We start from the raw sequence: 25,903 nt of genomic DNA on the forward strand, positions 1-25,903 counted from the left end.
CGATGGCGCAGGACGACGAGCAGCGGGCCCGCGACGTGACCGGGAGACGCAGAACTCCGGTGTGGAGCCGGGGCGGCATCCTGGCCGTATGGATGATCCTGGGCGGGGTCCTCGGTGCCGTCATCGGCCAGCTCCTCGGGCAGGTGCTGCCCGGCGACTTCGGGTACGCCATGGCGATCGGGCTCGGGGCGGGCATCGTGCTGGGTGCTGCCGTCGGCTCGCGGCGGGCGGATGCGAACGATCGGCAGATCGCACGCCGGGCGGAGGAGAGAGCCGGTTCCGACGACGCCTGAGCAGCGCACCGGGAGGATCCGGCGGCGCTGAGGCCGACGGGCGCGTGAGCCGCGCAGTGGGTGCGCCGGGCGGCGAAGGTATCGAATTGTGACGAGGTCGTGAGCTCCGCGACCCACGGTGGTGCAATACTTTCCAACGCTGAACTTTGCACAACCGAAAGCGTCCGTGATGACCACCAGTGATGCTCTTCCAGTCGAGGCCGCCGCTTCGACGGACGAGAGACCCTCCCGCGCCCCCGTGTGGCGCTCCTTCCTGCGCCCGGTGCCCGCGACCGCCGCAGTCGTCGTGGTCATCAGCCTGCTGTCCGCGGTCTTCGCGAGCCAGCTGAGCGCCCTGTCCGGGAACGACCCGTTCACCTATCACGCGGACGCCCTGGGGCCGGACACCTCACCGACCGGTTTCTTCGGCGGCGTCAGCGCAGAGCACTGGTTCGGGGTGGAGCCCGGCACCGGGCGCGACCTGTTCTCCCTGGTCATCCACGGTGCGCGGGTGTCGCTGCTGGTGGGCATCGCCTCCACCGTGCTGGCCACCGTCATCGGGGTGGTGCTCGGCATCGTGGCCGGGGCCGTCGGCGGGGTCGTCGAGAAGCTGGTGGACTTCGCCACAGACGTCACGCTCGGCTTCCCCTTCCTCATCTTCGCCATCGCGCTCAGCGCCCTGTTCCCGCTCGAGGCTCCGCGCGCGCTTCTGCTCACCCTGGTCATCGGCATGTTCGGCTGGCCCGGCATCGCCCGGGTGGTCGCCGCGGAGACCCGCGTGATCGTGCAGCAGCCCTATGTCGTCGCCTCCCGGGTGATGGGTGCCCGCTTCGGCCACCTCTTCCGCCACCAGGTGCTGCCCAACGTCGCCTCGACCGTGATCGTCTACTCGTGCATCTCCCTACCGGGCCGGATCAGCGCCGAGGCCACGCTGTCGTTCCTCGGCGTGGGCGTGCTGCCGCCCACCCCGTCATGGGGCCGCTCGATCGGCGACGCGATCAGCTGGCTGCTCGTGGACCCGGCCTTCCTGCTGTTCCCCGCCGCCGCGCTGTTCGTGGTGACGTTCTCCTTCAACATCCTCGGCGACACCCTGCGTGACGCTCTCGACCCCCGGGGAGTGCGCTGATGGCTCTGTCCCTGCAGCGCGTCGCGCGCAGCCTCGGCGTGCTCCTCGTCGTCGTCGGCCTGACCTTCGCGATCTTCTACGTCGCCCCCATCGACCCCGCACTACGGATGTGCGGGAAGCCCTGCTCGCCCGAGGACCTCGAGGCGGCCCGCGGCTTCATGGGCTTCGACAAGCCCTGGTGGGTGCAGCTGGGCACCTTCCTGGTCGCGATCGTCACCGGGCGCACCTTCGGCTCGGCCGACGTGATCGTCGAGTGCGCGGCCCCCTGCCTCGGGTACTCCTTCCAGCTCCACCAGCCGGTCACGGCCCTGATCGCGGACCGTTTCCCGGTGTCCCTGTCGATCGCCCTCGGCGCCGTGGCCCTGCAGGCCGTGTTCGGCATCGCCGCCGGGGCGCTCGCCGCACGGCGCCAGGGCGGGATCCTGGACCGGGTGGTGACGGGCGTGTCCGTGATCGCCGCGTCGGCCCCCGCCTTCGTGGTGGGTCTGCTCGCCGTGGTGGTGTTCGCGCTGCGCCTGGACCTGCTGCCCAGCGGCGGCTACGAGCCCTTCACCGAGGGACCGCTGGAATGGGCGCGGCACCTGGTGCTGCCCTGGGCCACGCTCGCGTTCCTCAACGGCGCCATCTACGCCCGGCTCGTGCGGTCCTCGATGATCGAGCAGCTGGGCCTGGACTACGTGCGCACCGCGCGGGCCAGCGGCCTGTCCGAACGACGGATCGACCGGTACGCCCTGCGCAACCTCGCACTGCCGCTGACGACGCTCATCGCGCTCGACATCGGGGCGCTGCTGGGCGGCACCGTGATCACCGAACGGATCTTCGGCCAGCCCGGCCTCGGCGCCCTGCTGCTGGATGCGACCTCCACCGCGGACCTGCCGGTCATCGTCGGCACCACGCTCGTGGGATCGCTGCTCATCGTGCTCGCGAACCTCAGCGCCGACCTTGCGCGGCCGCTGCTGGACCGTCGGCTCGCCCAGAGCGGCCGCTCGCGCCGCCCCTCCACCGCCACCACTCTGCCTGACCAGAACCCCCAGGAGACGACCCCATGACCACGCAGCCCTCGCAGACCCCGCAGCCCTCGAAGAACTCGCTGTCCACGTCGCGATTCTCCCGACGCGGCATCCTCGCCGCCACCCCGCTCGTGCTCGGCGTCGGCACGCTCGCGGCCTGCTCGAACGGCGGCTCCGGCGGCTCCTCCGATGGTGGCGGCGGGGGGAAGACCGGTGGCACGCTCACCATCTTCTCCACCGGTGAGGAGATGAGCTTCGACCCCGCGACCAGCCAGAACCTCGCGATCACCACGCTGGGCTTGACCGCGCGCCGTCTCACCGCCTGGAAGACCACGGCCGGGGCCCCCACCGAGCTGATCCCCGATCTCGCGACCGACGTCGGCACCGCTTCCGACGACGGCCAGACCTGGACGTTCACGCTCCAGGACGGGCTGCTGTTCGAGGACGGCACCCCGATCACCGCGGCGACCGTGAAGTACGGCCTCGAGCGCTCCTTCGCGGCCGAGCTCACCGGCGGGCTGACCTATCACAAGGTGCTGCTCGAGGGCGGCGAGGACTACGCGGGTCCGTTCTCCGGCAAGCACCTCGACTCGATCGAGACGCCCGACGATCTCACCCTCGTCTTCCACCTCAACCGCCCCTACGGCGACTTCGGCTGGATCGCCTCGACCCCCGCGTTCGCCCCGGTCCCCGAGGACTCCGGCGAGCCCGAGACGTACGCGACGAAGCCCGTCGCCAGCGGTCCCTACCGCCTGAAGTCCTACGCGCCGGGCAGCAACGCGGTGCTGGTGCGCAACGAGAAGTGGGATTTGGACACCGACGCGGCCCGCCTCGGCGGCCCCGACTCGATCGAGTTCACCCTCTCCCAGGATGCGAGCGTCGTCGCGCAGTCGATCATCGCGGACCGCTCGGACTCCCAGGACGCCTTCCTGTCGAGCTTCGTGCCCACCGCGCAGCTGGTCCAGGCGCAGAACGACCCGAAGGTCGGGGACCGCCTGGTCACCTCCGGCCCGGGAGCGCTGGAGTACCTGGCGCTGAACACCGAGTCCGACGCGCTGAAGGACGTGAAGGTCCGCCAGGCGATCCAGTACGCCGTGGACAAGGAGGCCTACCGCACCGCCAAGGGCGGCGAGATCTCCGGCGACTACGCGACCACGCTGATCACCCCCGGCATCGCGGGCCGCGAGGAGTACTCGCTGTACTCCGACGAACCCACCGGCGACGTCGACAAGGCCAACGCGCTGCTCCAAGAGGCCGGGGCGAGCGACCTGACGCTCCGCCTGGTCATCACCGACGACCAGACCGGCGCCGCCGAGTCCATCCAGCAGGGCCTCCAGCGCGCCGGGATCACCGTGACGATCCAGCCGCTGGACGAGAACGCCTACACCTCCGAGGTCACCGCGGGCGACGGCACCGGCTACGACCTGGTGCTCAGCTCCTGGCAGCCCGACGTCCCCTCGCCCAACGCGAACCTGACCCCGCTGTTCGACTCCAGCCAGATCGGCGACGGCAACTACAACCTGGCGCGCTACGCCAACCCGGATGTCGACGCCGCGATCCTCGAGGCGTCCTCCACGGTCGACGCCGACGAGGCGCACGCGAAGTGGGCCGCGGTGGACAAGCAGATCCTCGAGGAGTCCCCGGTGGTGCCGCTGATCTACTCGAAGAACTCCTTCATCCACGGCTCCGGCGTGCAGAACTTCGTGATCGGCGAGTTCCCGGCCTACCCGAACTACCTCACGGTCACGCTGGGCTGATGAGCACTGCCGACGAGCTCCTCGCCCTCCGCGACCTGCAGGTGCGCATCGCGGGCCGCTCCATCGTGACCGGCCTGGACCTCACCGTGCGCGCGGGGCGGATCACCGCGCTGGTGGGCGAATCAGGGTCCGGGAAGAGCATGACGGCCCTGTCCACGATCGGGCTCCAGCCGCGCGGCGCCGAGGTGCGCGGCAGCGCCCGGCTGGACGGTGCGGAGCTCGTCGGCCGCTCGCCCTCGGAGATGCGACGGATCCGGTCCGGGCAGATCGGGATGATCTTCCAGGAGCCGGGGCAGTCGCTCTCGCCGGTGATGAAGGTGTCCACGGGCTTCCGGCACGTCCTCGCCGTCCGCGAGGGCATCCGCTCCCGGGCGCGCGCAGAATCACGGATGCAGGAGCTGCTGTCCTCCGTCGGTCTGCCCGATCCCGATCGCTCCGCCGCCTCCTACCCGCACGAGCTCTCCGGCGGCGAGCTGCAGCGCGTGGTCATCGCGCTCGCGCTCAGCGGCGACCCGTCCCTGCTCATCGCCGACGAGCCCACCACCGCGCTCGACGTCACCGTGCAGCGCGGGATCCTCGACCTGCTGGTGAGGATCGTGGCGGAGCGGCAGATCGGGGTCCTGCTCATCACCCACGACATGGGTGTGGTGGGCGAGATCGCCGACGAGGTCGTGGTCCTCAAGGACGGCGACGTGGTCGAGACGGGGTCTGTGCGTCAGGTGCTCTCCGCGCCCGAGGCCCCGTACACGCAGGCCCTGCTGTCCGCCGTTCCGCGGCTCGCCGAGAGCCTCGAGCGGGCCGACGGGGCGCGGGGTGGCGCCGCACGGGGCCGGCGGGCCGCCCGGACGGACGATGGAGAGCGGGCCGACGAGGCCCCTGCCTCTGCCGCTGCTGGACCCACGGAGCACCCCGTCGTCCGCGTCGAGGGGCTGAGCGTGGAGTACCACCGGCGCGGCGGCTCGCACCGAGCGCTCGACGACGTCGGCATGGAGATCCGCCGCGGGGAGATCCACGGCCTGGTCGGGGAGTCCGGTTCCGGGAAGTCCACCTGGGGGAAGGCCCTGGCCGGCCTGGTCCCCGCGCAGGCGCGCACCCTCGAGATCGAGGGCGTGGACCCGCGCACGCTCGGCGCCGCGCAGCGTCGGGCGGCGTACGCGCGGGTGGGGCTCGTGTTCCAGGACCCGGCCTCCTCGCTGAACCCGCGCCGCACCGTGGGCTGGAGCATCGGGGAGCCGTTGCAACTGGCCGGCGGCATCTCCCGCACCGACATCGCCCGGCGTGTGAAGCGGGCACTGGAGATCGTGCACCTGCCTGCCTCCTACGTCAGCAGGCTTCCGCATGAGCTCTCGGGCGGTCAGCGCCAGCGGGTCTCGATCGCCCGTGCCCTGATCCTCGAGCCGGCGCTGCTGATCGCCGACGAGCCCACCAGCGCCCTGGACGTCACCATCCAGGCGCACGTCATCGACGTGCTGCGCGACGCGATCGCTGAGACCCGCTTCGCCTGCGTGTTCATCAGTCACGACCTGGCCGTGGTCGGCTCGCTCGCGGACCAGGTGACGGTGCTGCGCGCCGGTCGCGCCGTGGAGCAGGGCACCGCGCGCGACGTGCTCGGGGACCCGCAGCACGAGTACACGCGGGCGCTGCTCGCGAGCGTCCCGGATCCGGAGCGGCGGCTCCGCGAGGGCGGCGGCGAGGCGGCGTAGCCTGGTCCACTCTCGACAGCTACCCAGCGGTTATGTGCACGTCCGTTCCATCCATGGAAGCAGTGCGCACATAACTGGGCGGTCATGGGGCGGCGGGCGCTGGGGGAGGGTGCCCGGGGGAGGGTGCGCTGGGGCCTCGCGGTCTCGCTCAACAGCGGGCCACCTCCGCATCAGCGGGCCACCTCCGCATCAGCGGGGCAAAGAAGGGGGAATCGAAGGTGCAATCCGCCTATTTTGCCCCGCTGGCCGTGACGAGACCGTCGGGGTCGGGGTCGGGGTCGGGGTCGGGGCCGGTGACGGTGCCGTGTGGCCGGGACTGAGGTGTTGTGCTGACTGGGTGGCCGGGGACTTGTCGGGCTCAGACCCGGGGCACGGATTCCCAGGCCCGGGAGGCCGCGGAGCGCACTACGGCCTCGCACGCCTCGGCGGCGGCGAGACCGTCGGCCGCGTTCGGGGCCAGGTGCGTGCCGTGGGCGACGTCGGAGAGGAACTCCGCCGCCTCGATCGTCTTGAGGTCGTCGAAACTCATGGGGATGCCCGGGCCCGGCTGGAAACGGGCGTAGTCGCCGTGGTCGGGGCCGGCGAAGACCGTTGTGTAGCCGTGCTCGCCGCCGCCGCCGCTGGTGCCGTCGGTGCCGTTGACCGGGTCGATCATCACCTCGAACTCGTTCATCCGGGTGAAGGACCAGCGGGCCGAGCCCTCGGTGCCGAACAGCTCCAGGGCGTAGTCGCTGCGGTGCCCGCGGGCCACGCGCGAGGATTCGAGCGTCGCGTGGGCGCCGCCGGAGAGCCGGGAGAGGGCCGCGACCCAGTCCTCGTTCTGCACGGGGCCGCGCTCCTCGCCCACCTCGATGCCGCCGTGTCCCACCCCGGCGGAGGTGGGGATCGGACGCTCGGGGATGAAGATGTCCGAGGTCGCGGTGACCTCCTCGATGTGCTGACCGGTCACGTACTCCACGAGGTCCGCGCCGTGCGAGAGGAGATCCCCGATCACTCCGCTGCCGGCTTTCTCCCGGTCGTAGCGCCAGGTCAGGGCACCATCGGGGGAGGAGGCGTAGTCGGCGATGAGCCAGCATCGAATGTTGGTGATCCGGCCCAAACGGCCATCCGCGACGAGGGAGCGCAGGTGCTGCACGGCCGGGGCGTGGCGGTAGTTGAAGCCCACCGCGGTGGCCACGCCGGCGGCGGCCGCGGCGTCGTGGATCTCGCGGGACTGCGCGGCGGAGACACCCATCGGCTTCTCGATCCAGAACGGCTTGCCGGCCGCAGCGGCCTTCACGGCGAAGTCGCGGTGCAGGAAGTTCGGGGAGCAGATCGAGACGGCGTCGACCTCAGGATCGGCGAGCACCTCGTCGATGCTCGCCACCGCCTTCTCGAACCCGAACTGCTCGGTGGCGGCGAGCTGGTTCGCCTCGAGCGGGTCCGCCGCGACCACCAGGCGGGGCCGCAGCCCGAGCTCGGGGAAGCGGGACGGGATCCGCTGGTACGAGGTGGAATGGAGGCGCCCCATCCAGCCGAGGCTGATCACGCCGATACCGATGTCCTGCATGGTCTACTCCTGAGGTCGTGTGGTGGTGCGGGCACGCGGAGCCCGGTCGGCCCGGTGCATTGGGCGCGCCCCGTCCGCCCGGTGGAGCGGGCGCCCACCGGTCCGTCCGGTGGGGCGGGTACGCGTGGCCCGCCGGCCCGCCGGCCCGCCGGCCCGTCGGCCCGTCGGCCCGTCGTCAGTCGCCGTCGAACTCCGCGAGCAGCCGCTCGCGCATCCGCACGTTGATCGCGTCGGCCTCCTCCTCCCAGCCGAACACGCACACGGACATCGGTCCGTCATACGCGCGCTCGCGCAGGTAGGTGAAGGCCGCGTCCCAGTCGATCTCGCCGTTGCCGATCTCGTTGTGCTGGTGGATACGGGCATCGACGCCGGGCGGGTTCATGATGTAGCGGTTGCCCACGTTGGCGGTGTGGTCGAAGACGTCCGCGATGTGCAGGTGCTTCAGGCGGTCCCCGGCGTACTCCATCATCTCGCGCGGATCCCGGTTCCCGCGGCCCACGTGATAGGCGTGCGGGAAGCAGAACTCGTAGTTCAGCCAGTCGCGATCCACGCCGCGGATGATCTGCACGGCCTGGTCGTTCTCCTCGACGAAGTCGTAGGGGTGCGCCTCGATCGTGCACTCCAGGCCGTACTTCTCGAAGACGGGGACCAGCTCCTCGATGGACTTGTAGAACTGGTGCTCGCTCTGGAGCGCCCGGTTCGGGTCGCCGGAGAACTCGGTGGCGATCAGCGGTACCTCGAGGGCGTCGGCGATCTCCAGCAGACGCTTCCAGTTGCGCACCTGAGCCTGGCGTTCCTGCTCATCCGGCGAGGCCCAGTCGAAGACGGGGTTGAAGGACCAGATCTTCACGCCGGTGTCCGCCATCGCCCGCTTCACCTCAGCGATCTGATGACGATCCACCTTGGGGTAGTGGTGCCACTGGTGGAAGTCCGCGCGCGGGGACAGCTCGAGGTAGTTGAAGCCCAGCTCACGGGCCTTGTGCAGCTCCTGGGCGACGGAGAGGTGCGGGTGGTACATGGACGGGTCCAGCAGGATCTTCACCATCGGGTCGCTCCCCTTCTCACTTCACGCCGAGGCCGCACTCGGCCAGGAACTCACGCGTCGCGATCGCATTGGGCAGCGGCAGACCCGGCTCGCAGGGGTAGAGGTCCTGCTCGCAGATCACGTACAGCTCCTTGTCCATCGTGGCGAGCTTCGCGACCAGGTCCTTCATGTTCGGCAGACCCTTCGGCGGGCACACCGAGGCGCCCTTCGCGACGGCCTCCCCGAAGGGCCAGTCCTTCTCGTGCGCCTCGCGGGTGAGATCCGGATCGAACGCCTTGATGTGCACGTAGCCGATGCGCTCGGGGTACTCGTCGATCATCGCGATCGGGTCGCCGCCGCCGTAGACGATGTGGCCCGTGTCCAGGCAGAACGAGACCAGCTCCGGATCCGTCGCTTCGAAGACCCGCGCGATCTCCTCGGGCGTCTCGATGTGGCTGTCCCCGTGGGGGTGCAGCACCATCGTCAGCCCGTAGTCCTCCTTCATGATCCGGCCCAGCTCGTTGGCGTTGGTGACATACCGCTTCCACGCGTCGCCGGTCAGCTGCCGGTCGTCGGTGAACTCCCAGGTCTTCTCGTCGCGGTACATCGGCGGCAGGTGCACCATGTACTCCGCGCCCACGGCCGCATGGGTCTCGGCGATCGCGCGGAAGGTGCGCTCGGTCTCCGCCCAGGCCTCCTCCTTGTGCAGGATGCCCCAGCCGGTGCCGGCCACCACGCGGAAGCCGTGCTCGTCCATCGCAGACTGCAGCTGCTTCGCGTCCTGTGGGAAGTAGCCCCAGGGGCCGGTCTCCATGACGGAGAACCCGGCCTGAGCCATCTCGCCGAGCGCGGTGCGCCACGGGATCTGCTTCTCGTCCTGCGGGAACCACACGCCCCACTGGTCGGGGCACACGCCGATGGTGAGCTTGTCGAACGGGGGCTCGGGATTGCGGGAACGGTCGATGCGCGGGGCGTCGGGTGAGGTCACGGCGCAGCTCCTTCGGTGGGTTGCGGTGTGTGGTGTGGGTGTTGCTGCTGGGTCGAGCAGGTGCAGGGCCGGTTGGCCCGCCTTGCCAGCCCGTCCAGCCTGGCCCGGCTGGTCAGTCGTGGGTCGGGAAGCTCATCGAGGCCTCGACGGTCTCGTTCTGCGAGGGCCAGCGGGTGGTGACGGCCTTCTGCTTCGTGTAGAAGCTGAGGCCCTCGGGGCCGTGGGCGTGGTGCTCGCCGAACAGGGAGTCCTTCCAGCCGCCGAAGGAGTAGTAGCCCACGGGGGTGGGGATCGGCACGTTGATGCCGATCATGCCCACCTCGACCTCCTCCTGGTAGCGGCGCGCATAGTGGCCGGAGTCGGTGAAGATCGCGGTGCCGTTGCCGAACGGCGAGGAGTTCACCAGCTCGAGGGCCTCGTCGAAGTTGTCCACGTGCATGACCACGAGCAGCGGCCCGAACACCTCGTCGGTGTAGGTGGCGTGGCTGCGGTCCAGATCGGTGATGATCGTCGGCCCCACGAAGTTGCCGTTCTCGAAGCCCTCGACCACGAGGCCGCGGCCGTCGACGACGATCGTGCCGCCGGCCTGCTCGGCCTCGTCGGTCATGCGGATCACCCGGTCGCGGGCGTCCGGCGTGATGACGGGCGGCATGTCGGTGGTCTCGGCGTCGCCGGGGCCCACGACGAGCTTCTCCGCCTCGGCCTTGATGGCCGCGACGAACTCGTCGTGGATGTCGCCGACGGTGACGGCGACCGGCACGGCCATGCAGCGCTCGCCGGCGGAGCCGAAGGCACCGGAGGCGACCTGCGAGGCGGCGAACTCGATGTTCGCGTCGGGCATCACCACAGCGTGGTTGTTCGCGCCGCCGAGGGCCTGGACGCGCTTGCCGGCCGCGGAGGCGGTGGCGTGGACGTGCTTCGCGATCGGGGTGGAGCCCACGAAGGAGACGGCGGAGATGCCGTCGTGCGTGCACAGCGCGTCGACGGTCTCCTTGCCGCCGTGGACCACCTGGAAGACGCCGTCGGGCAGGCCGGCCTCCTGGTAGAGGCGGGCCACGATGTTCGAGGCCGACGGGTCCCGCTCGGAGGGCTTGAGGATGAAGGCGTTGCCGGTGGCCAGGGCGACCGGGTGCATCCAGAAGGGCACCATGGCCGGGAAGTTGAACGGGGTGATGCCGGCGACGACGCCGAGCGGCTGGCGCATGGTGTGCGCGTCGACGCCGGTGGAGACGTTCTCCGAGAAGCCGCCCTTGAGATCCTGGGTGATCGAGGTGGCGAACTCGAGGGTCTCCAGGCCGCGGGCGATCTCGCCCTTCGCGTCGCCGACGGTCTTGCCGTGCTCCTGGGAGATGACGACGGCGATCTCGTCGGTCGCGGCGATGAGCAGCTCGCGCATCCGGTAGAAGATCTGGGTGCGCTTGGCCAGCGACACCTTCGCCCACTCGCGCTGCGCGGCGGCGGCGACCTCGACGGCCCGGTCGACGGTGGCGGCGTCGCCGAGGTGGAGGGTGCGGATCTGCTCACCGGTGGCGGGGTTCAGGATCGGCTGGGTGGAGCCGGTGCCGGCTTCTTCGCGGCCGTTGATCCAGTGCTGGACGTTCTGTCCCATGGTGTTCTCCTTGCGGGTCGGGCGGTGAGGGGTGGTCTGTGGTGGGGCTGGGGCGTATACCGGGGCCAGGGCCAGGGCCAGGGCCAGGGCCAGCGTCGGGGCCGGGGCCGGGGCTGCGGCCGGGGCCGGGGCCGGGGCCGGTAGCGGGTGAGGGAGGAGCTGTCGTATCCAGTGGCGCAGGGTGTGCAGCAAGCGCCTATATGACGCTTCCTGCACACCATCCGCCAGTCGACGCGATGTGGCTGGGCCGGGCCGGGCTGTGGCTGGCTTGACCGTGGCTGGCTGGCTGGCTGGCTGGCTGTGGCTGTGGCTGTGGCTGTGGCTGTGGCTGTGGCTGTGGCCGTGGCCGGGCTGAGTTGGGTTGGACTGTGGCCTGGCCTGGCGCGACCCGGCGCCGGGGTCAGAGGTAGTGGCGCTGCGGAGCCTTCTCGGCCTCGTAGGCGACCGAGGCCTGCTGGGTGGACTCCAGGCGCGAGACCTGCGAGACGGGCACGTCCCACCAGCTGTTGCCGGGTGGGTTCGGTCCGTACAGGTTGGTGTTCACCACGATCGCGGTGGCTTCGGCGGAGGCCTCGGCGCGGCGGTAGGCGTCGCGGAACGCCGCGGTGTCGGAGACCTCCTGCACCTCGAGGCCGTAGGAGCGGATGTTCGCCGGGATGTCGAAGGGCAGCTTCTCGCCGTCCAGCATCCCGGTGGCCTCGTTGCGCATGCGGTACTTGGTGCCGAAGCGCTGGGAGCCGTGCGACTCCGACAGGGAGCCGATCGAGGACCAGCCGTGGTTCTGCAAGATCACCAGGATGACCTTCACCCGCTCGGCGACGATCGTGGCGATCTCCTGCGGGGCCATCTGGAAGGTTCCGTCGCCGATGATCGCGACGACCTCGCTGGTGGGGCTCGCCATCTTCGCGCCGAGCGAGGCCGGCAGCTCGTAGCCCATGCAGGAGTAGCCGTACTCCAGGTGGTACTGGATGGGGGAGCGGGCCTTCCACAGCGCCTGCAGGTCGCCGGGCATGGAGCCGGCGGCGTTGATGACGATGTCCTCATCGCCCATCATGTCGTTCAGGGCGCCGAAGATCTCCGTCTGCGCGGGGAGGTCCTGGTCATGGGGCTGGAAACAGGGCTCGATGAGCTCCTCCCACTGCGCCCACAGCTGCCGGGCGTGCTCGCCGTGCTCGGCCGGGGCGGTGAAGCCCTGAAGCGCCTCGCGCAGGGCGTCGAGCCCGGCCCGGGCGTCGGCCACGACCATGGTCGCGGAGTGCTTCGCGGCATCGAAGGCCTTCACGTTGAGGTTCACGAACTGTGCCTCGGGGTTGCGGAAGGCGGTGTGCGAGGCGGTGGTGAAGTCGGTGTAGCGGGTGCCCACGCCGATGATCACGTCGGCCTCCGCGGCGAGCTCGTTGGCGGCGTTGTTGCCGGTCGAGCCCACGCCGCCGATCGCCAGGGGGTGGTCCGCGCTGAGCGCGCCCTTGCCCGCCTGGGTGTCGAGCACCGGGATCCCGGTGGCGTCGGCGAAGGCCGCGAGCGCCTCGCTCGCCTCGGAGTAGATGGCGCCGCCGCCGGCGATGAGCACGGGCCGACGGGCCGCGCGGATCACGTCGACCGCGCGCTTCAGGGCGGCGGGCTCGGGCACCGGCCGGGCCACGTGCCAGGTGCGCTCGCGGAAGAACTCCGGCGGCCAGTCGAAGGCCTCGGCCTGCACGTCCTGCGGCAGGGAGAGGGTTACGGCGCCGGTCTCGGCGGGATCGGTGAGCACGCGCATGGCCTGCAGCGCTGCGGGGATCAGCTGCTCGGGCCGCGAGATGCGGTCGAAGTAGCGCGAGACGGGCCGGAAGGCATCGTTGACGGAGACGTCCCCGGCGGTCTCGTCCTCGAGCTGCTGGAGCACGGGGTCGACGGTGCGGGTGGCGAAGATGTCGCTGGGCAGCAGCAGCACCGGGATGCGGTCCACGGTGGCCAGGGCCGCGCCGGTGATCATGTTCGTGGAGCCGGGGCCGATGGAGGCGGCGCAGGCGAAGGCCTGGAGGCGGTTCGTGGTGCGGGCGTAGGCGACGGCGGTGTGCACCATGTTCTGCTCGTTGCGTGCCTGGTAGTACGGCATCGGGTTCTCCCCGTCGGCCGGATCCGTGGCGTTCTGGAGCAGGGCCTGGCCCACGCCGGCCACGTTGCCGTGGCCGAAGATCCCGAAGGTGCCGGGGATCAGCCGGTCGCGCACGCCGTCGCGCTCGGCGAACTGGGCGGCGAGGAACCGGACGAGGGCTTGGGCGACGGTGAGCCGGACGGTGCCGGCGGGGGTCGACGAGGGGACGCTCATGCTGCCTCCGTGATGCGGACTCCGTCGCAAGGGCGGGCCCTGGGTGACACCATCTGTCGCTGGGACTCGACGGTGAGTTCAGATGTGACCAGCATGCCGAGCCGCCCCCGCACTTGTCAAGAGTTTGTCAGGACAAGATGTCCAGCGCATCATGCCTGCTGGGCGGCCCGCCAGCGAACCCTGCAGAGGCCCTGGGGTTCCGTCGCCGGTGACCGCTGTGCTAGCTTGCCTCCAAGTCAGTGACGAATACTCACTTCGACCGGACATGAGATGCCTCGAGGGCGGCTCCCGTATGACATGGACGTCCTTGCGAGAGTGCTCGTGCCCGGCTCCCCGACTCCCTGCCGGTCCCTGACCGGCCCCCGGTGAGACCCGTGGATCCCTGCGATCCCCGACGTCCCGCACCGGACTCAGGTTCCAAGGAGGGAACATGAGCCAGTCGCACCATGCGGAACGGACTCGCATCGCCGAGCTCGTCCGCACCACTCCCGCCGCTGGGCCCAAACGGTCCATCGGCCTCCTGGCGGTCGTCGCCTGCCTCGGCGCCTTCCTCTTCGGCTACGACACCGGGGTCATCTCCGGCGCCCTGCCCTATATGTACATGCCCAAGGAGGCCGGCGGCCTCGCCCTGACCTCCCTCGAGGAAGGGCTCGTCGGCGGCTTCCTGCTCGGCGGCTGCGCCGTGGGTGCGATCATCGGCGGTCGGCTCTCGGACCGCTACGGGCGCCGGCACAACATCATGCTTCTCGCCATCGTGTTCTTCGTCGGCGCGGTGGCCTGCGCGCTCTCGCCGAGCCTCTGGATCCTCTACCCGGCGCGGTTCGTGCTCGGCCTCGCCGTGGGCGGCGCCTCGACCACCGTGCCCGTCTACCTCTCGGAGACGGCACCCAAGGAGCAGCGCGGCATGCTGGTCGCCGTCGACCAGCTGATGATCGTCACCGGTCAGCTGGTGGCCTTCGCGATGAACGCCATGATCGCCGCGCTCCAGGGCGGCCCCGAGGCCGTCGTGGCGGACGATCCCTCGGGCACCTTCGCGGCCGGAGAGTCCGCCTCGTGGAGCCTGCTCGCCGGGATCGGTGGGCTCACCGTCTCGGACGGCAACGGCCACGCGTGGCGCTGGATGCTCATACTCTGCTCGATCCCCGCGATCGCCCTGTGGCTGGGCATCCGCATGATGCCCGAATCGGCCCGCTGGCACGTGGGTCGCGGCGAGCTCGCCGAGGCGATCGCGAACCTCAAGCGGGTGCGCGTCGAGGGCACGCACGACGTGGCCGTCGAGGTCGCCGAGATGGAGGCCAACCGCCGCGCCGAGGAGAAGCGGGACAAGCTCACCCTGCGCGACGGGCTGCGGGTTCCCTGGCTGCGCTCGATCATCATCTTCGGCGGCATCTTCGCGATCCTCCAGCAGCTCACGGGCGTGAACACGATGATGTATTACGCCCCGAAGGTGCTGATGGCCGCCGGGTTCGACGCCCAGGCCTCCATCATCCTCAACGTCTTCACGGGGCTCGCCTCGGTGATCGGCGCAGCCGCGGGCCTGCTCGCGCTGCGCCGATTCGGCCGACGCCAGGTGCTCCTGGTGGGCCAGACCATCCTCACCCTGTCGCTGATCGCGATGACCGCGATCTTCCTGCTCGGCATCAATCCGTACCTCACGGCCGACGGGTCGGTCTCGCCGGACATCCCGCCGTTCGTGCCCTACCTCGTGGTGCTCGTGATCGTGCTGTTCATGCTCGGCATGCAGTCCGGCCCCGGCCCGGTCATGTGGGTGATGCTCTCGGAGATCTTCCCCAATGCGATCCGCGGCGCGGCCAGCGGCTTCGTGGTGATGATCCTGTGGATCGCGAACCTCGCGGTCACCGTGACCTTCCCCGTGATGATGGATGGCATCGGCCCGGTCGCCACCTACGCGATCTTCGCGGCGATCAACATCTTCGCGGTGACCTGGTACTTCCTGCGCATCCCCGAGACGAAGAAGTTCACCCTCGAGCGCATCGAGTGGGAGTTCCGCGAGGCCGGCGGCGTGATCCGCCTGCGCTGACCGCGGCCGGCCACCTCTTTCATCTCCCGTGGGCTGCGGCCCGGACAAGGAACAGATCATGCCTCTCGTACGCATCACCCAGCAGGACGTCCGCACTCCTGAGCAGTCGCGCCGGATGGCGGACATCATCCAGGACGTCATGCTCGAGCTGTTCGCCGCGCCGTCCCGGGACCGCTACCAGATCGTGGAGACCCTGCCCGTCGGCTCGATCATCGCCGAGGACACGGGCCTGGGCATCGAGCGCAGCGACGGGGTGGTCATCATCCATGTCACCCAGCAGGGACGCAGCACCGAGCAGAAGCAGGCGGTCTACGCCGCGCTCTCCGAACGGCTCGCCGCCGCGGAGCTCGTGCGACCGGAGGATCTCATCGTCTCGGTGGTGCACAACGACCGCGAGGACTGGTCCTTCGGGCACGGAAGGGCGCAGTTCCTCACCGGGGAGCTCTGAGGGCACGGGCCGACGGGCGAGCCGACAGGCGGGCCGACGGGCGAGCCGACAGGCTGGCCGAACATGTTCACCCATTTGTCTGGACATGAGCCTGCAGGCATGGCACGATATATCCATCGAGCGGTACGACCTGGCAGATAGCCCCTGGTCACCGCCCAGATTTCAACGCAGAGAGGCTCTGAGATCATGGCAGCACCCGACCTTGACATCATCACCTTTGGTCGCAGCGGTGTCGACATCTACCCCCTGGAGATCGCCAAGGGGCTCGAGGACATCAACAGCTTCGGCAAGTTCCTCGGCGGCAGCCCCACGAACGTCGCCGTCGCGGCGGCGCGGCTCGGGCACACCCCGGCCGTGATCACCGGCGTGGGCAACGATCCCTTCGGCCGCTACGTGGTCAAGGAGATGGAGCGCCTGGGCGTCTCCGGCCAGTTCGTCGTGCGCAACGACGAGCTGAACACTCCGATCACGCTGTGCGAGATCTTCCCGCCGGATGACTTCCCGCTGCACTTCTACCGCCAGCCCAGCGCCCCGGACCTGCAGGTCGCGCCCGAGCACCTCGACCTCGACGCCATCCGCGAGGTCCCGCTGTTCTGGTTCTCCGGCACCGGGCTGTCGGAAGAGCCCAGCCGCTCGGCCCACTTCGCGGCCCTCGAGGCCCGCGGCCGCACCGCGCACACCGTCTTCGACCTCGACTACCGCCCGATGTTCTGGTCCTCCCCGGAGGAGGCCCGCGAGCTGTACCTCGAGGCGCTGAAGCACACCACGGTCGCCGTCGGCAACAAGGAGGAGTGCGAGGTCGCCGTCGGCGAGACCGAGCCCGAGCGTGCGGCCGACGCCCTGCTCGAGCTGGGGGTGGAGATCGCGATCGTCAAGCAGGGCCCCAAGGGCGTGCTCGGCAAGACCCGCGACAACCGCGTGGAGGTCGCCCCGAACCTCATCGAGGTCATCAACGGCCTCGGCGCCGGGGACAGCTTCGGCGGCTCCCTGGCCCACGGCCTGCTGGCCGGTCAGGATCTCGAGACGATCCTGACCCGCTGCAATGCGGCCGGCGCGATCGTCACGAGCCGCCTGGAGTGCTCCACCGCGATGCCCACCGGTGAGGAGATCGACCTGCTGATCGCCGGCGGCGACCCGAACCACGGGCAGACGGTCGAGCAGATGCTCGGCGCGCTGCGCAACCGCGGCGTCGACACCCCGGCCACGGGGAAGACCACTGGCACGGAGGCGACCGCATGAGCAGCGCCGCCACCCAGACATCCACCCCGGCCAGCACGCCGGCCGGCACCCAGTTCGTGAGCACCTACGACGAGGTCACGCGAGTTCGCCTGGAGGATCCGTCCCGCATCGCGCGGCTCGCGGCCACCCGTCGTCGGCGCACCGTCGCGGACACCGACGGCACCATGATGGTGATCGCCGCGGACCATCCCGCCCGAGGCGCCCTCGGCGTAGGCAGCCGCCCGCAGGCGATGGCCAGCCGGCGTGAGCTGCTGGATCGCATGCGCGAGGCGCTCGCCGTGCCCGGCGTGGACGGCGTGCTCGGCACGGCCGACATCCTCGAGGACCTGCTGCTGCTCGGCGCGCTCGAGGACAAGATCGTCTTCGCCTCGATGAACCGCGGCGGCCTGCAGGGCAGCTCGTGGGAGATCGAGGACCGCTTCACCGCCTACGACGCCGCGTCCATCAAGCAGTCCGGCTTCGACGGCGGCAAGATGCTCACCCGCATCGACTTGGACGACGACCGCACCTCGTTCATCCTCGAGGCCAGCGCGAACGCCGTCACCGATCTCGCCCGGCACGAGCTGATCGCCATGGTCGAGCCGTTCATGTCCAGCCGCCCCGGCGGCGGGAAGATCGTCAACGACCTCACCCCCGAGGGCGTCATCCAGTCCATCCACATCGCCCAGGGGCTCGGCGCCACCAGCGCCTACACCTGGCTGAAGCTGCCCGCGGTGGACGATATGGAGCGGGTCATGGACGCGACCACGCTGCCCACCCTGATCCTCGGCGGCGATCCCGCGAACGACGACCCGGACACGCTGCGCGCCACGTGGAAGCGGGCGCTGGACCGCCCCAACGTGCGCGGCCTCGTGGTGGGTCGCACCCTGCTCTACCCTGCCGACGACGACGTCACCGCCGCGGTGACCGCCTCCGTCGACATGCTCCGCTGAGACATTCTCCGCTGACTGGCCCCTTCGAAGGGAGACCACCGATGTCCTCGACCACCAGTACCCCCGGTGCACCCGGCACCTCCGATATGCACCTGCCCGCAGGCTCCACCGGCCGCGGCAACTACGAGACGATCATCGACCCCGGCGCCCGCGACGGCTGGGTCCACACCGGGCTGCGCGTGCTCGCGCTCGGCCCGGGGGAGAGCGAGATCTTCACCGCGAACAGCGTCGAGGCGATGATCGTGCCGCTCAACGGAGGGTGCGAGGTCTCCGTCGGCGGCGAGCAGTACACGCTGCGCGGCCGCACCGACGTCTTCGCCTCCGCGACCGACGTGCTCTACGTGCCCGTCGGCTCCCAGCCCACGATCTCCTCGGCCGACGGGGGCCGCTTCGCGGTGGCCACCGCGGTCGCGACCGGCGTCCACCCCGTCGCGCTGATCCGCGCCGAGGACGTCTCCGTGGAGATCCGCGGCGGCGGGAACATGACCCGCAAGGTGCGCAACTTCGGCACCGTCGGCGCCTTCGACGCGATGGACAGCCTCATCGCCTGCGAGGTCATCACCCCCGGTGGGAACTGGTCCAGCTACCCCGCGCACAAGCACGACGAGACGGTGGACGACGGCGAGCACGTGGAGTCCGAGCTCGAGGAGATCTACTACTACGAGATCCAGGACTCGCCCGACGGCGGCCCCGGCTTCGGCTTCCACCAGACCACCTCGAGCGGCGAGTCGACGCCGATCGACGTGCTGTCCGAGGTGCGCAGCGGCGACACCGTGCTGGTGCCCCATGGCTGGCACGGCCCCTGTGCCGCGGCCCCCGGGCACGACATGTACTACCTCAACGTCATGGCCGGACCGGACCCGGTGCGCGCCTGGAACATCACCGATCACCCCGAGCAGACCTGGGTGCGCGGCACCTGGGCCGACGCCGGTATCGACCCCCGACTCGAAGGAGAGACCCGATGAGCGACACCCCGACGACTGCAGCCTCGCGTGCTGCAACAGCGCAGACCAGCCTTCCGCAGGACGTGCGCGTCGGCATCATCGGCGTGGGCCGCATGGGCGCCGACCACGTCGAGCGCATCCGCGGCCGCATCAAGGGCGCCCGCGTGAGCGTGATCAGCGACTACGTGCGCGAGACCGCCGAGAAGGTCGCCGCGGAGACCCCCGGATCCCGCGTGGTCGACACCCCCGAGGAGGTCATCGCCGCGGACGACGTCGACGCGATCCTCATCGCGAGCCCCGGCGCCTTCCACCGCGACCAGACCCTCGCCGCGATCGCCGCCGGCAAGCCCGTGCTGTGCGAGAAGCCGCTGGCCATGAACCCGCAGGACGCCTACGACGTGGTGCGCGCCGAGGCCGAGTCGGGCGGGACGTACGTCTCGCTGGGCTTCATGCGCCGCTTCGATGCCGAGTACGCCGAGCTCAAGGACGCCCTGGACGCCGGTGAGCTGGGCACGCCCCTACTGCTGAACTGCAAGCACCGCAACGCGACCGTGCTGCCCGGCTTCAACGACACGATGATGGTCTACGACTCGGCCGTCCACGAGATCGACGCGATCTCCTACTTCCTCGAGGAGCCCGTGGTCTCGGTGCAGGCCGTCGTGCCTCGCACCACCGAGCTCGCCCCCGAGGGCCTGCACGATCCGCTGCTGTTCCTGTTCCGCACCGAATCCGGCGTGGTCGTCACCGACGAGCTGTGGGTCAGCACCAACGCCGGCTACGAGGTGCGCACCGAGCTCGTCGGCTCCAAGGGCGCCTCGACGATCGGCCAGGCCAGCGGTCGCGTCACCACCCAGCTCGAGGGCGGGCGCTGGGGCGGCGAGGTCCCGCTGGACTTCCGTCCGCGCTTCATCGCCGCCTACGACGCCGAGGTCCAGGCCTGGATCAACGCCGTGGCCGACGGCAGCAACGTCGCCCCGCGCTCCGCGACCGCCTGGGACGGGTACGTGGGCGCCGCGATCTGCGAGGCCACCGAGCGCTCGCTCACGGCCGACGGAGAGGTCGAGGTCAGCCTCGAGGCACGCCCGAGCTGACTGCCGGGGCGGCAGCTGAGCTGACCGTCCGGGCTGTGACTGGCCTTGACTGGCCGTGACTGGCCGAGCAACCGCTGTCCGCGCCGTATCCTGGCGCGGACGCAGGCGTCAATCGAGGAGAGTGCAGTGGAAGGATCCGAGCCGAACCGGGCTATGACGGTCGATCTGGTCGTGGACCGCGAGCTCTCGATGCCGCTGTACCTGCAGCTCGCCACCCAGATCGAGAAGGCCATCCAGGCCGGCGAGCTCCCTCCGGGCAGCCGCCTGGAGAACGAGCTCGATCTCGCCAGCCGCCTCGGACTGTCGCGGCCGACGGTGCGCCAGGGCATCCAGGAGCTCGTGGACAAGGGCATGCTGGTGCGCAAGCGCGGGGTGGGCACCCAGGTGGTGCAGGCGCCCGTGAACCGGCAGGTCGCGCTGACCTCGCTGTACGACGACCTCCGCAGCGCCGGGAAGGCCCCGCGCACCGAGGTCGTCGAGTACCGCATCGGTCGGCCGTCCCCGGAGGCCGTGGACCGCTTGCAGCTGCGCGCCGGCGAGCAGGTGCTCGAGCTGCTGCGCGTGCGCTACGCCGACGACGAGCCGCTCGCCGTCATGCGCAACACCCTGCCCGAGCGCATCGCCCCCAGCCGCGAGAGCCTCGCGAGCAACGGCCTGTACGCGTCCCTGCGCGAGGAGGGCGTGGTCTCCGTGCTCGCCCACGAGCGCATCGGCGCCACCGTGGCGGACGAGGAGCACGCTGAGCTGCTCGACGAGGAGGTCGGCGCGGCCCTGCTCACCATGGAGCGCAAGTCCTTCGCGAACGACGGCCGCGTCGTCGAGTTCGGGTACCACGTGTACCGCGCCTCGAGGTACTCCTTCGAGGTCACCCTCGTCGACTCCTGACCCTCGCCCCCTCCCGGCACCCGGGCTCCGCACCCCGGATCCGCTGCCGTTCCACGCGTCACGGGTCCACCGCAGAGTGGCTACTACGGAGTTATGTGCGGCTGGCTTCCGCTAATGGAAGCCAGCCGCACATAACTGCCTGGTAGGCGCGCGGGGTCAGCGGTCCTCGATCTCCAGGAGGTCGGCGGCGCTCTCGAGGTCGGTGTGCTCGGCGGGGTCCTGGTTCATGCGCTCGAGGTAGGGCTGGGCCCGGCCCACCTGCTGCTCGAGAGCGTTCACCGTGGTCAGGAAGTTCTGGTTGGCCTGGGTGCGGAAGGCGTCGATCCCGTCCATCGTGGTGAACAGGTTGTCGAACGCCTTCTTCAGGGTCTCGGGGGAGACGCCCGAGGTCGCGGCCTGCTCCTGGATCTTCTGGGAGTTGTCCGCGAGCATCTGCGAGGTGCGGTCGATGAGCGAGTCGGTGGTGCGGTTGACCGCGTCGATCTGGTCGAGCACCAGCTTCTGGTTCTCGAGCGCCTGGGCGGTGATCACCGCGGTGCGCAGGGCCGTGACGGTGGTGGTGCGAGCGCGCTCGACGCCCTGGGAGAGCTGGGTGTTGTTGTCCTCGATGAGGCCCATCGCGAGGTAGGCCTGCACGGTGACCGCGATCTGGGTGGCCATGTCCTGGCGGCGCTGGCGCACGGCGAACAGCACGTCGCGCTCGAGGGCGTCGGCCTCCGCGGTCTTCCCCTCGGCGCGGATCTGTGCGGCGCGGCGCACGGTGCGGTCATCGAGCAGGCTCAGCAGGGTCGACGCCTTCTGAAGGGCCTCGAGGTCCTCCCAGAGGGAGCGGCGCTCCACGGAGAGCTCGGCGTTGTCGCGCTGCAGCATCTCCTGCCCGCGGCTCAGGGCGGCGAGCACCTCGTCGAGCTGCTTCTGGTTGGACTCGAAGCCGCGGAAGTACCGCTTGGCGGAGTTCTTGCCGGGCAGGAACGACAGCGCCTTCGACGCGAAGGTCTCGTCCTTCGGGGCGAGGTCCTCCATGGTGGTGCGCAGCTGGGAGAGGGACTTCGAGACGTTCTCCTGGGAGCCGCCGCTGTCCTTGGCATCGCGCAGGGACTGCTCCATGAACCGCGAGGAGGTTCCGTTGGTGCGCTCGAAGGTGCGCCGGGCAACCGCACTGAGGGCGTCGACCTGCGCGGTGAACTCCTGGGAGTGGGGGTTCAGCGCGGAGATCTGGTCGACCCACTGGTCGGCGCGGTTCTCGAGATCCTGCTTCTGCTCGGCGGGGAGATCGGCCAGCATCGAGACGGCCTTGTCCTCGGTGAGCTCCTCGACGGGCTCGGCAGGGGTGATCTCCGGGCTGGGTGTGGGCGGTTGCAGCTTGTCGTCCATCGGGGCCTCCTCGGGCAGGTGGTGCGGGTCGGGTGGTCGGTGGGGGTCTGGTCAGACGTCGATGATCGGGTTCACGTGCTGGTCGGCGAAGCGGGTGCGGAGGAACTCGGCGTGCACCTCGAGGGAGCGGGACACCCCGGCGACGAGGTCGCTCTCGATCCGTTCGACGCCCTCGGAGAGCACGGTGAGCTGCTGGTCGACGTCATCCAGGTTCGCGAGCGCCTCGCGGCGCGCGGAGCCGGCGAAGGTGGCGAGGAACCCGGTGATGTCCTCGACGGTGTCGAGCAGCTCGGGGATGTAGCGCGTCGCGATCCCCTCCAGGAGCGTCACCTCGCCCTCGTAGGGCCGCTGCGCACGGAGGGTCTCTGAGGCGGCGAGGGCGTCGATCCGGCGGGTGAGGGCGTCGACGTGCTCAAGCACGAGCCCCACCTGCGGATCCGAGGAGGCGCGGCGCAGCTCGGTGGTCCGCGAGCGCATCACCGCGGTGCTGCGCTGGATCCCGGAGAGCATCCGCACGGTCTCCTCGGATTCGCCGGAGGATGCTGTGACCTGCAGGGTCTGCGGCGGGCGGAGAGCTCGGACGGCCGCCCCGCTGCCCCCGGCCGCGATCACCCCGGCGCCGACAGCGATCCCGAGCGCGGCGAGCGGGCCGACGATCGCGGTGCCCAGGCCCAGCACGAGGCAGGCGACGGCGACGAGACCGCCGGTGAGCAGGGGGACCCCGACGGGGAGGAACCCGGAGCGGGGGCGGCCGACGGCGCTGGACGCCGGGCTCTGCACGGTGCCCTCGAGCGGCTTCTCGACGGGTCCCCAGAGGCTGCGGCGCTCGGCGGTCGCCTTCCACGGCAGGTCCACGTCGCCGGGGTTCTCCGGGCGATCGGGCGCGACGGGGCCGGGGGACGTGGAGTCCCCGGTGGCCGGCTCAGGGGCCGGTGGATGGTTCCCGTCGTTCACGCGGATCCGCGATTCCCTCCGACTGCGGGGACGAGGTGCGATGCGGCAGGCAGCGGGTGGAGCGGGTCATGGGTCGATCCGTGCCGGAAGCCGTGTGCGCCTCGTCCGGGGCGTGCTCGAAGACTAGCGCGGGCGCCTGGACGGCTCCAGGGGCCGGCCTCCACGTCGGCTCCGAGGACGCGGTCCGGGCGAACCGACCCGTCGAACCTGCCTGTCGAATCGCCCCGGCTGACGAGCCCGGCGAACCGGCCTCTGCGAATCGCCTCCGGGTGTCTGAGCGCGGGGCTACGGTGGCCCCATTCCGGCACCGGCCGGGCCCCTCCGGAGAGGAATCGCCATGTCCGAGAGCACCGCAGCACCCGACGGTCCCGCAGAGACGGCACAGCAGGCTCAGCAGTCCCAGGGAGCCGACGGGGACGCGCCCCGCTTCACGCCCGGTCGTCCCGTCCACTTCGAGATCCATGCCGCCGACCCGCAGCGCGCCGTCGCCTTCTACGCGGAGGTGTTCGGCTGGACCAGCGAGGACTGGTCCGCCTTCGCCGGCTCGCCGTACTTCGGGCTCAGCACCGGGACCGGTGTCATGGGCATCGACGGGGCGATCCTCGGCCGTCCGACGGGGGAGAACCCCGAGGTGGGAGGCCCGGTGATGGGTGCCGTGATCACCATGGGCGTCGCGGACTACGACGCGACGGCGACGAGGATCCTCGAGGCCGGCGGCACCGAGGCGCTGCCCAAGTACGCGCTGCCCGGCATGGCCTGGCAGGGCTATTTCCGCGACACCGAGAACAACGTCTTCGGGATCCACCAGCCGGACCCCGAGGCGAAGTAGGGCGCCCGGCCCGGGCGTCACCCGGCGGGGCCGACGGTCCGGCCGGATCGCACGCCTGGACGGGCGGCGAGGCCGACCCGTCGGGCCGGCTCGATCATTCCCGCGTCGTACCGCCTCCGTGCCGGACGTCGGCGGCGGTCGGCGCGGGGATCTCGGCGTCGAAGGGGATCATCGGCCGCTGGATGCGCGAGTGGCCCAGGCGCACCAGGTCCTGGTCCACGCCGCCCGGGGTGAGGGCGAGCAGCCAGTCGGCGGCGGCATCGTACTGGTCCGGCTCGAGGTAGCCCATCTTCACGGTGACCACGTCGAAGCCGGTCATCGACAGCCCGAGGCGCTCGAACATCTCGTGGCGCGCCCACTGTGAGCGACGGCCGGTGACCACGACGGTCAGGCCGGTGGGAGTCTCCCCGTCGAGCACCCGCAGCGCCGCGGAGCGGCCCGTCGGCCCCGACTCATCCAGCGCCGCCACCTCGACCGTGAGGGGAACGGGCCCCGGGTCGCGGGTGTCGATCCGCGCACCGACCTGCACCTGGACCCGTCCGCCGACGCCCGCCTCCCAAGCGGCGTCGGTCGAGACCGGGTCGACGAGGGAGACCATCAGGGCGCTCACCGCGCCCGAACGGATCTCCTCGCGGGCGGCGAGCCGGGAGAGGCAGTACGTGGTGTCGTCGGCGCCGCCGGCCCCCGGGTTGTCGCCGGAATCGGAGATCCAGAACGGCCGGGCCTGCGAGGTGATCGCCTGGTCCAGGCACTCCTCGAAGGTGCCGGTGGGGGCGACGAACTCGAAGTCGTGGCGGGCCTGCCACACGGTCCCGGCGAGCTCGAGGGCGGCTGCCCGGACGGCGGCCTCGTCGTCCCCGAAGGCGACGATCGCGGCCTGGCAGCGGGGCTGGTCGGCCCAGGCGAAGCCGATCCAGTAGGAGATGTCGGTGATGCCCTCGCGCTGGGTGATCGCGGGGATGCCGCCGTAGATCGTCCGGGCCGGTTCGATGCGCGTGGAGGTCTTCTCGCCGGGCAGCAGGATCGGCACGTGCACGAGCGCCTTGTGGGGGAGCGCGCCGCCGTCCCGTACCCGGGCGGCGGTCTCCACGAGGTCGCGCAGCCCCCGCTCGCGGGTCTCCCACGCGTCGATGTGAGGAGCATGGCGGTAGCAGGTCAGCAGGTCACAGCCCTCGAAGAGGGTGTGGGAGACGTTCCCGTGCAGGTCCATCGCGGTGCCCACCACGACGTCCGGGCCGATCGCGCCGCGGATCGCGGTGAGGAGGTCGCCCTCGGCGTCCTCGAGGCCCTCCACGCTCATCGCCCCGTGGATGTCGAAGAAGAAGCCGTCCAGCGGGGCCTCGGCGTGGGCGGCGGCGAGGCCGTCGGCGATCTCCTGCTTCCAGCCCTCGTACACGTCGCGGGCGAGCTGGCCGCCCGGCAGGGCGCGCGCGTGCAGAACGCCCACGTACTCGGCGGCCTCCCGCAGTGCCCGCCCGGAGGCCGAGGGGCCACCGCCGATGCCGCTGGGTGCGGCGGGGCCCGGCGACGAGCCACGGTCCTCGGCGCCGCTGAAGAACGGGTACCGGTCCAGGACCGCCGCGGTGCCTCGGCGCACCTCGAAGTCGTCGGCGCCGGAGCGGTACGGGGTGAAGGTGGAGGACTCGATCGCGATCCCGGCGATCCCGATCCGGGGCCGGGGCGGGGTTCCGTCCGACGGCTGGGCGGCCTCGGCGGGGTGCGTGGACTGCGACGTCGCAGACATGGGATGCTCCAGGGGCTTGAGCGGTTGATACGGGGTGCGGACATCCTTCCACCCCGACCGCCCACCCCGCCAT

At 70.7% G+C, this 25,903-nt stretch carries 21 protein-coding genes; 13 read left to right on the forward strand and 8 right to left on the reverse strand.

What is annotated here, in order from left to right; genetic code table 11:
* Positions 1 to 2: 2 nt before the first annotated feature.
* From ACT3T5_RS13740 to ACT3T5_RS13760, 5 genes are all read left to right on the forward strand, one after another.
* On the forward strand, positions 3 to 293 hold the full coding sequence (locus ACT3T5_RS13740) for a hypothetical protein (protein ID WP_444594612.1): 291 nt from the start codon (positions 3 to 5) through the stop codon (positions 291 to 293).
* Positions 294 to 462: 169 nt separating this feature from the next.
* Entirely contained in the window at positions 463 to 1,398 is a 936-nt protein-coding gene (locus ACT3T5_RS13745; RefSeq protein WP_444594613.1) for an ABC transporter permease, read from the forward strand.
* The gene (locus ACT3T5_RS13750; protein WP_444594614.1) at positions 1,398 to 2,447 is read left to right on the forward strand and encodes an ABC transporter permease; all 1,050 of its coding nucleotides are present in this window, start codon (positions 1,398 to 1,400) and stop codon (positions 2,445 to 2,447) included. Before ACT3T5_RS13745 ends, ACT3T5_RS13750 begins: the two co-directional genes overlap by 1 nt.
* Positions 2,444 to 4,165, forward strand: a complete 1,722-nt coding sequence (locus ACT3T5_RS13755; protein ID WP_444594615.1) for an ABC transporter substrate-binding protein — start codon at positions 2,444 to 2,446, stop codon at positions 4,163 to 4,165. Before ACT3T5_RS13750 ends, ACT3T5_RS13755 begins: the two co-directional genes overlap by 4 nt.
* Positions 4,165 to 5,868 carry an ATP-binding cassette domain-containing protein gene (locus ACT3T5_RS13760; RefSeq protein ID WP_444594616.1) on the forward strand — a complete coding sequence of 568 codons (1,704 nt, stop codon included), beginning with the start codon at positions 4,165 to 4,167 and terminating at the stop codon, positions 5,866 to 5,868. Before ACT3T5_RS13755 ends, ACT3T5_RS13760 begins: the two co-directional genes overlap by 1 nt.
* A 358-nt stretch (positions 5,869 to 6,226) precedes the next feature.
* On the opposite strand, the gene ACT3T5_RS13765 is transcribed toward ACT3T5_RS13760, so the two are convergent.
* From ACT3T5_RS13765 to iolD, 5 genes are all read right to left on the reverse strand, one after another.
* Positions 6,227 to 7,417, reverse strand: coding sequence for a Gfo/Idh/MocA family protein (locus tag ACT3T5_RS13765; RefSeq protein WP_444594617.1), 1,191 nt, complete (start codon positions 7,415 to 7,417; stop codon positions 6,227 to 6,229).
* A 175-nt stretch (positions 7,418 to 7,592) separates the two neighbouring features.
* Complete coding sequence (locus tag ACT3T5_RS13770; RefSeq protein WP_444594618.1) at positions 7,593 to 8,462, reverse strand: sugar phosphate isomerase/epimerase family protein; 870 nt, start codon at positions 8,460 to 8,462, stop codon at positions 7,593 to 7,595.
* 16 nt (positions 8,463 to 8,478) lie between these two features.
* On the reverse strand, positions 8,479 to 9,429 hold the full coding sequence (locus ACT3T5_RS13775) for a TIM barrel protein (protein WP_444577449.1): 951 nt from the start codon (positions 9,427 to 9,429) through the stop codon (positions 8,479 to 8,481).
* Positions 9,430 to 9,541: 112 nt separating this feature from the next.
* Positions 9,542 to 11,038, reverse strand: a complete 1,497-nt coding sequence (locus tag ACT3T5_RS13780; protein WP_444577448.1) for a CoA-acylating methylmalonate-semialdehyde dehydrogenase — start codon at positions 11,036 to 11,038, stop codon at positions 9,542 to 9,544.
* A 400-nt stretch (positions 11,039 to 11,438) separates the two neighbouring features.
* A complete protein-coding gene (iolD, locus tag ACT3T5_RS13785; RefSeq protein ID WP_444594619.1) occupies positions 11,439 to 13,349 on the reverse strand; it encodes a 3D-(3,5/4)-trihydroxycyclohexane-1,2-dione acylhydrolase (decyclizing) in 1,911 nt (636 codons plus the stop codon).
* 430 nt (positions 13,350 to 13,779) lie between these two features.
* On the opposite strand from iolD, the gene ACT3T5_RS13790 reads away from it, so the two are divergent.
* From ACT3T5_RS13790 to ACT3T5_RS13820, 7 genes are all read left to right on the forward strand, one after another.
* Complete coding sequence (locus ACT3T5_RS13790) at positions 13,780 to 15,390, forward strand: MFS transporter (RefSeq protein WP_444594620.1); 1,611 nt, start codon at positions 13,780 to 13,782, stop codon at positions 15,388 to 15,390.
* Positions 15,391 to 15,448: 58 nt separating this feature from the next.
* Positions 15,449 to 15,838 carry a tautomerase family protein gene (locus ACT3T5_RS13795; protein WP_444594621.1) on the forward strand — a complete coding sequence of 130 codons (390 nt, stop codon included), beginning with the start codon at positions 15,449 to 15,451 and terminating at the stop codon, positions 15,836 to 15,838.
* A 186-nt stretch (positions 15,839 to 16,024) separates the two neighbouring features.
* A complete protein-coding gene (gene iolC, locus ACT3T5_RS13800; RefSeq protein WP_444594622.1) occupies positions 16,025 to 17,077 on the forward strand; it encodes a 5-dehydro-2-deoxygluconokinase in 1,053 nt (350 codons plus the stop codon).
* On the forward strand, positions 17,074 to 18,009 hold the full coding sequence (locus ACT3T5_RS13805; protein WP_444594623.1) for a Cgl0159 family (beta/alpha)8-fold protein: 936 nt from the start codon (positions 17,074 to 17,076) through the stop codon (positions 18,007 to 18,009). Before iolC ends, ACT3T5_RS13805 begins: the two co-directional genes overlap by 4 nt.
* Positions 18,010 to 18,050: 41 nt before the next feature.
* On the forward strand, positions 18,051 to 18,974 hold the full coding sequence (iolB, locus tag ACT3T5_RS13810) for a 5-deoxy-glucuronate isomerase (RefSeq protein WP_444594624.1): 924 nt from the start codon (positions 18,051 to 18,053) through the stop codon (positions 18,972 to 18,974).
* Positions 18,971 to 20,044: a Gfo/Idh/MocA family protein gene (locus ACT3T5_RS13815; RefSeq protein WP_444594625.1), complete on the forward strand. Its 1,074-nt coding sequence runs from the start codon at positions 18,971 to 18,973 to the stop codon at positions 20,042 to 20,044. Before iolB ends, ACT3T5_RS13815 begins: the two co-directional genes overlap by 4 nt.
* 153 nt (positions 20,045 to 20,197) lie before the next feature.
* The gene (locus ACT3T5_RS13820; RefSeq protein WP_444577440.1) at positions 20,198 to 20,929 is read left to right on the forward strand and encodes a GntR family transcriptional regulator; all 732 of its coding nucleotides are present in this window, start codon (positions 20,198 to 20,200) and stop codon (positions 20,927 to 20,929) included.
* Between the two features lie 156 nt (positions 20,930 to 21,085).
* Here ACT3T5_RS13820 and ACT3T5_RS13825 read toward each other — a convergent pair whose 3' ends face one another.
* Positions 21,086 to 22,303: a toxic anion resistance protein gene (locus ACT3T5_RS13825; RefSeq protein WP_444594626.1), complete on the reverse strand. Its 1,218-nt coding sequence runs from the start codon at positions 22,301 to 22,303 to the stop codon at positions 21,086 to 21,088.
* 51 nt (positions 22,304 to 22,354) lie between these two features.
* Complete coding sequence (locus ACT3T5_RS13830) at positions 22,355 to 23,257, reverse strand: hypothetical protein (RefSeq protein ID WP_444594627.1); 903 nt, start codon at positions 23,255 to 23,257, stop codon at positions 22,355 to 22,357.
* Positions 23,258 to 23,594: 337 nt separating this feature from the next.
* On the opposite strand from ACT3T5_RS13830, the gene ACT3T5_RS13835 reads away from it, so the two are divergent.
* Complete coding sequence (locus ACT3T5_RS13835) at positions 23,595 to 24,086, forward strand: VOC family protein (RefSeq protein ID WP_444594628.1); 492 nt, start codon at positions 23,595 to 23,597, stop codon at positions 24,084 to 24,086.
* 94 nt (positions 24,087 to 24,180) lie between these two features.
* On the opposite strand, the gene ACT3T5_RS13840 is transcribed toward ACT3T5_RS13835, so the two are convergent.
* Complete coding sequence (locus ACT3T5_RS13840) at positions 24,181 to 25,830, reverse strand: M81 family metallopeptidase (RefSeq protein ID WP_444594629.1); 1,650 nt, start codon at positions 25,828 to 25,830, stop codon at positions 24,181 to 24,183.
* Positions 25,831 to 25,903: the final 73 nt, after the last annotated feature.

It is taken from the genome of Brachybacterium sp. AOP3-A1-3, from assembly GCF_052378285.1.
Taxonomy (GTDB): Bacteria; Actinomycetota; Actinomycetes; order Actinomycetales; family Dermabacteraceae; genus Brachybacterium.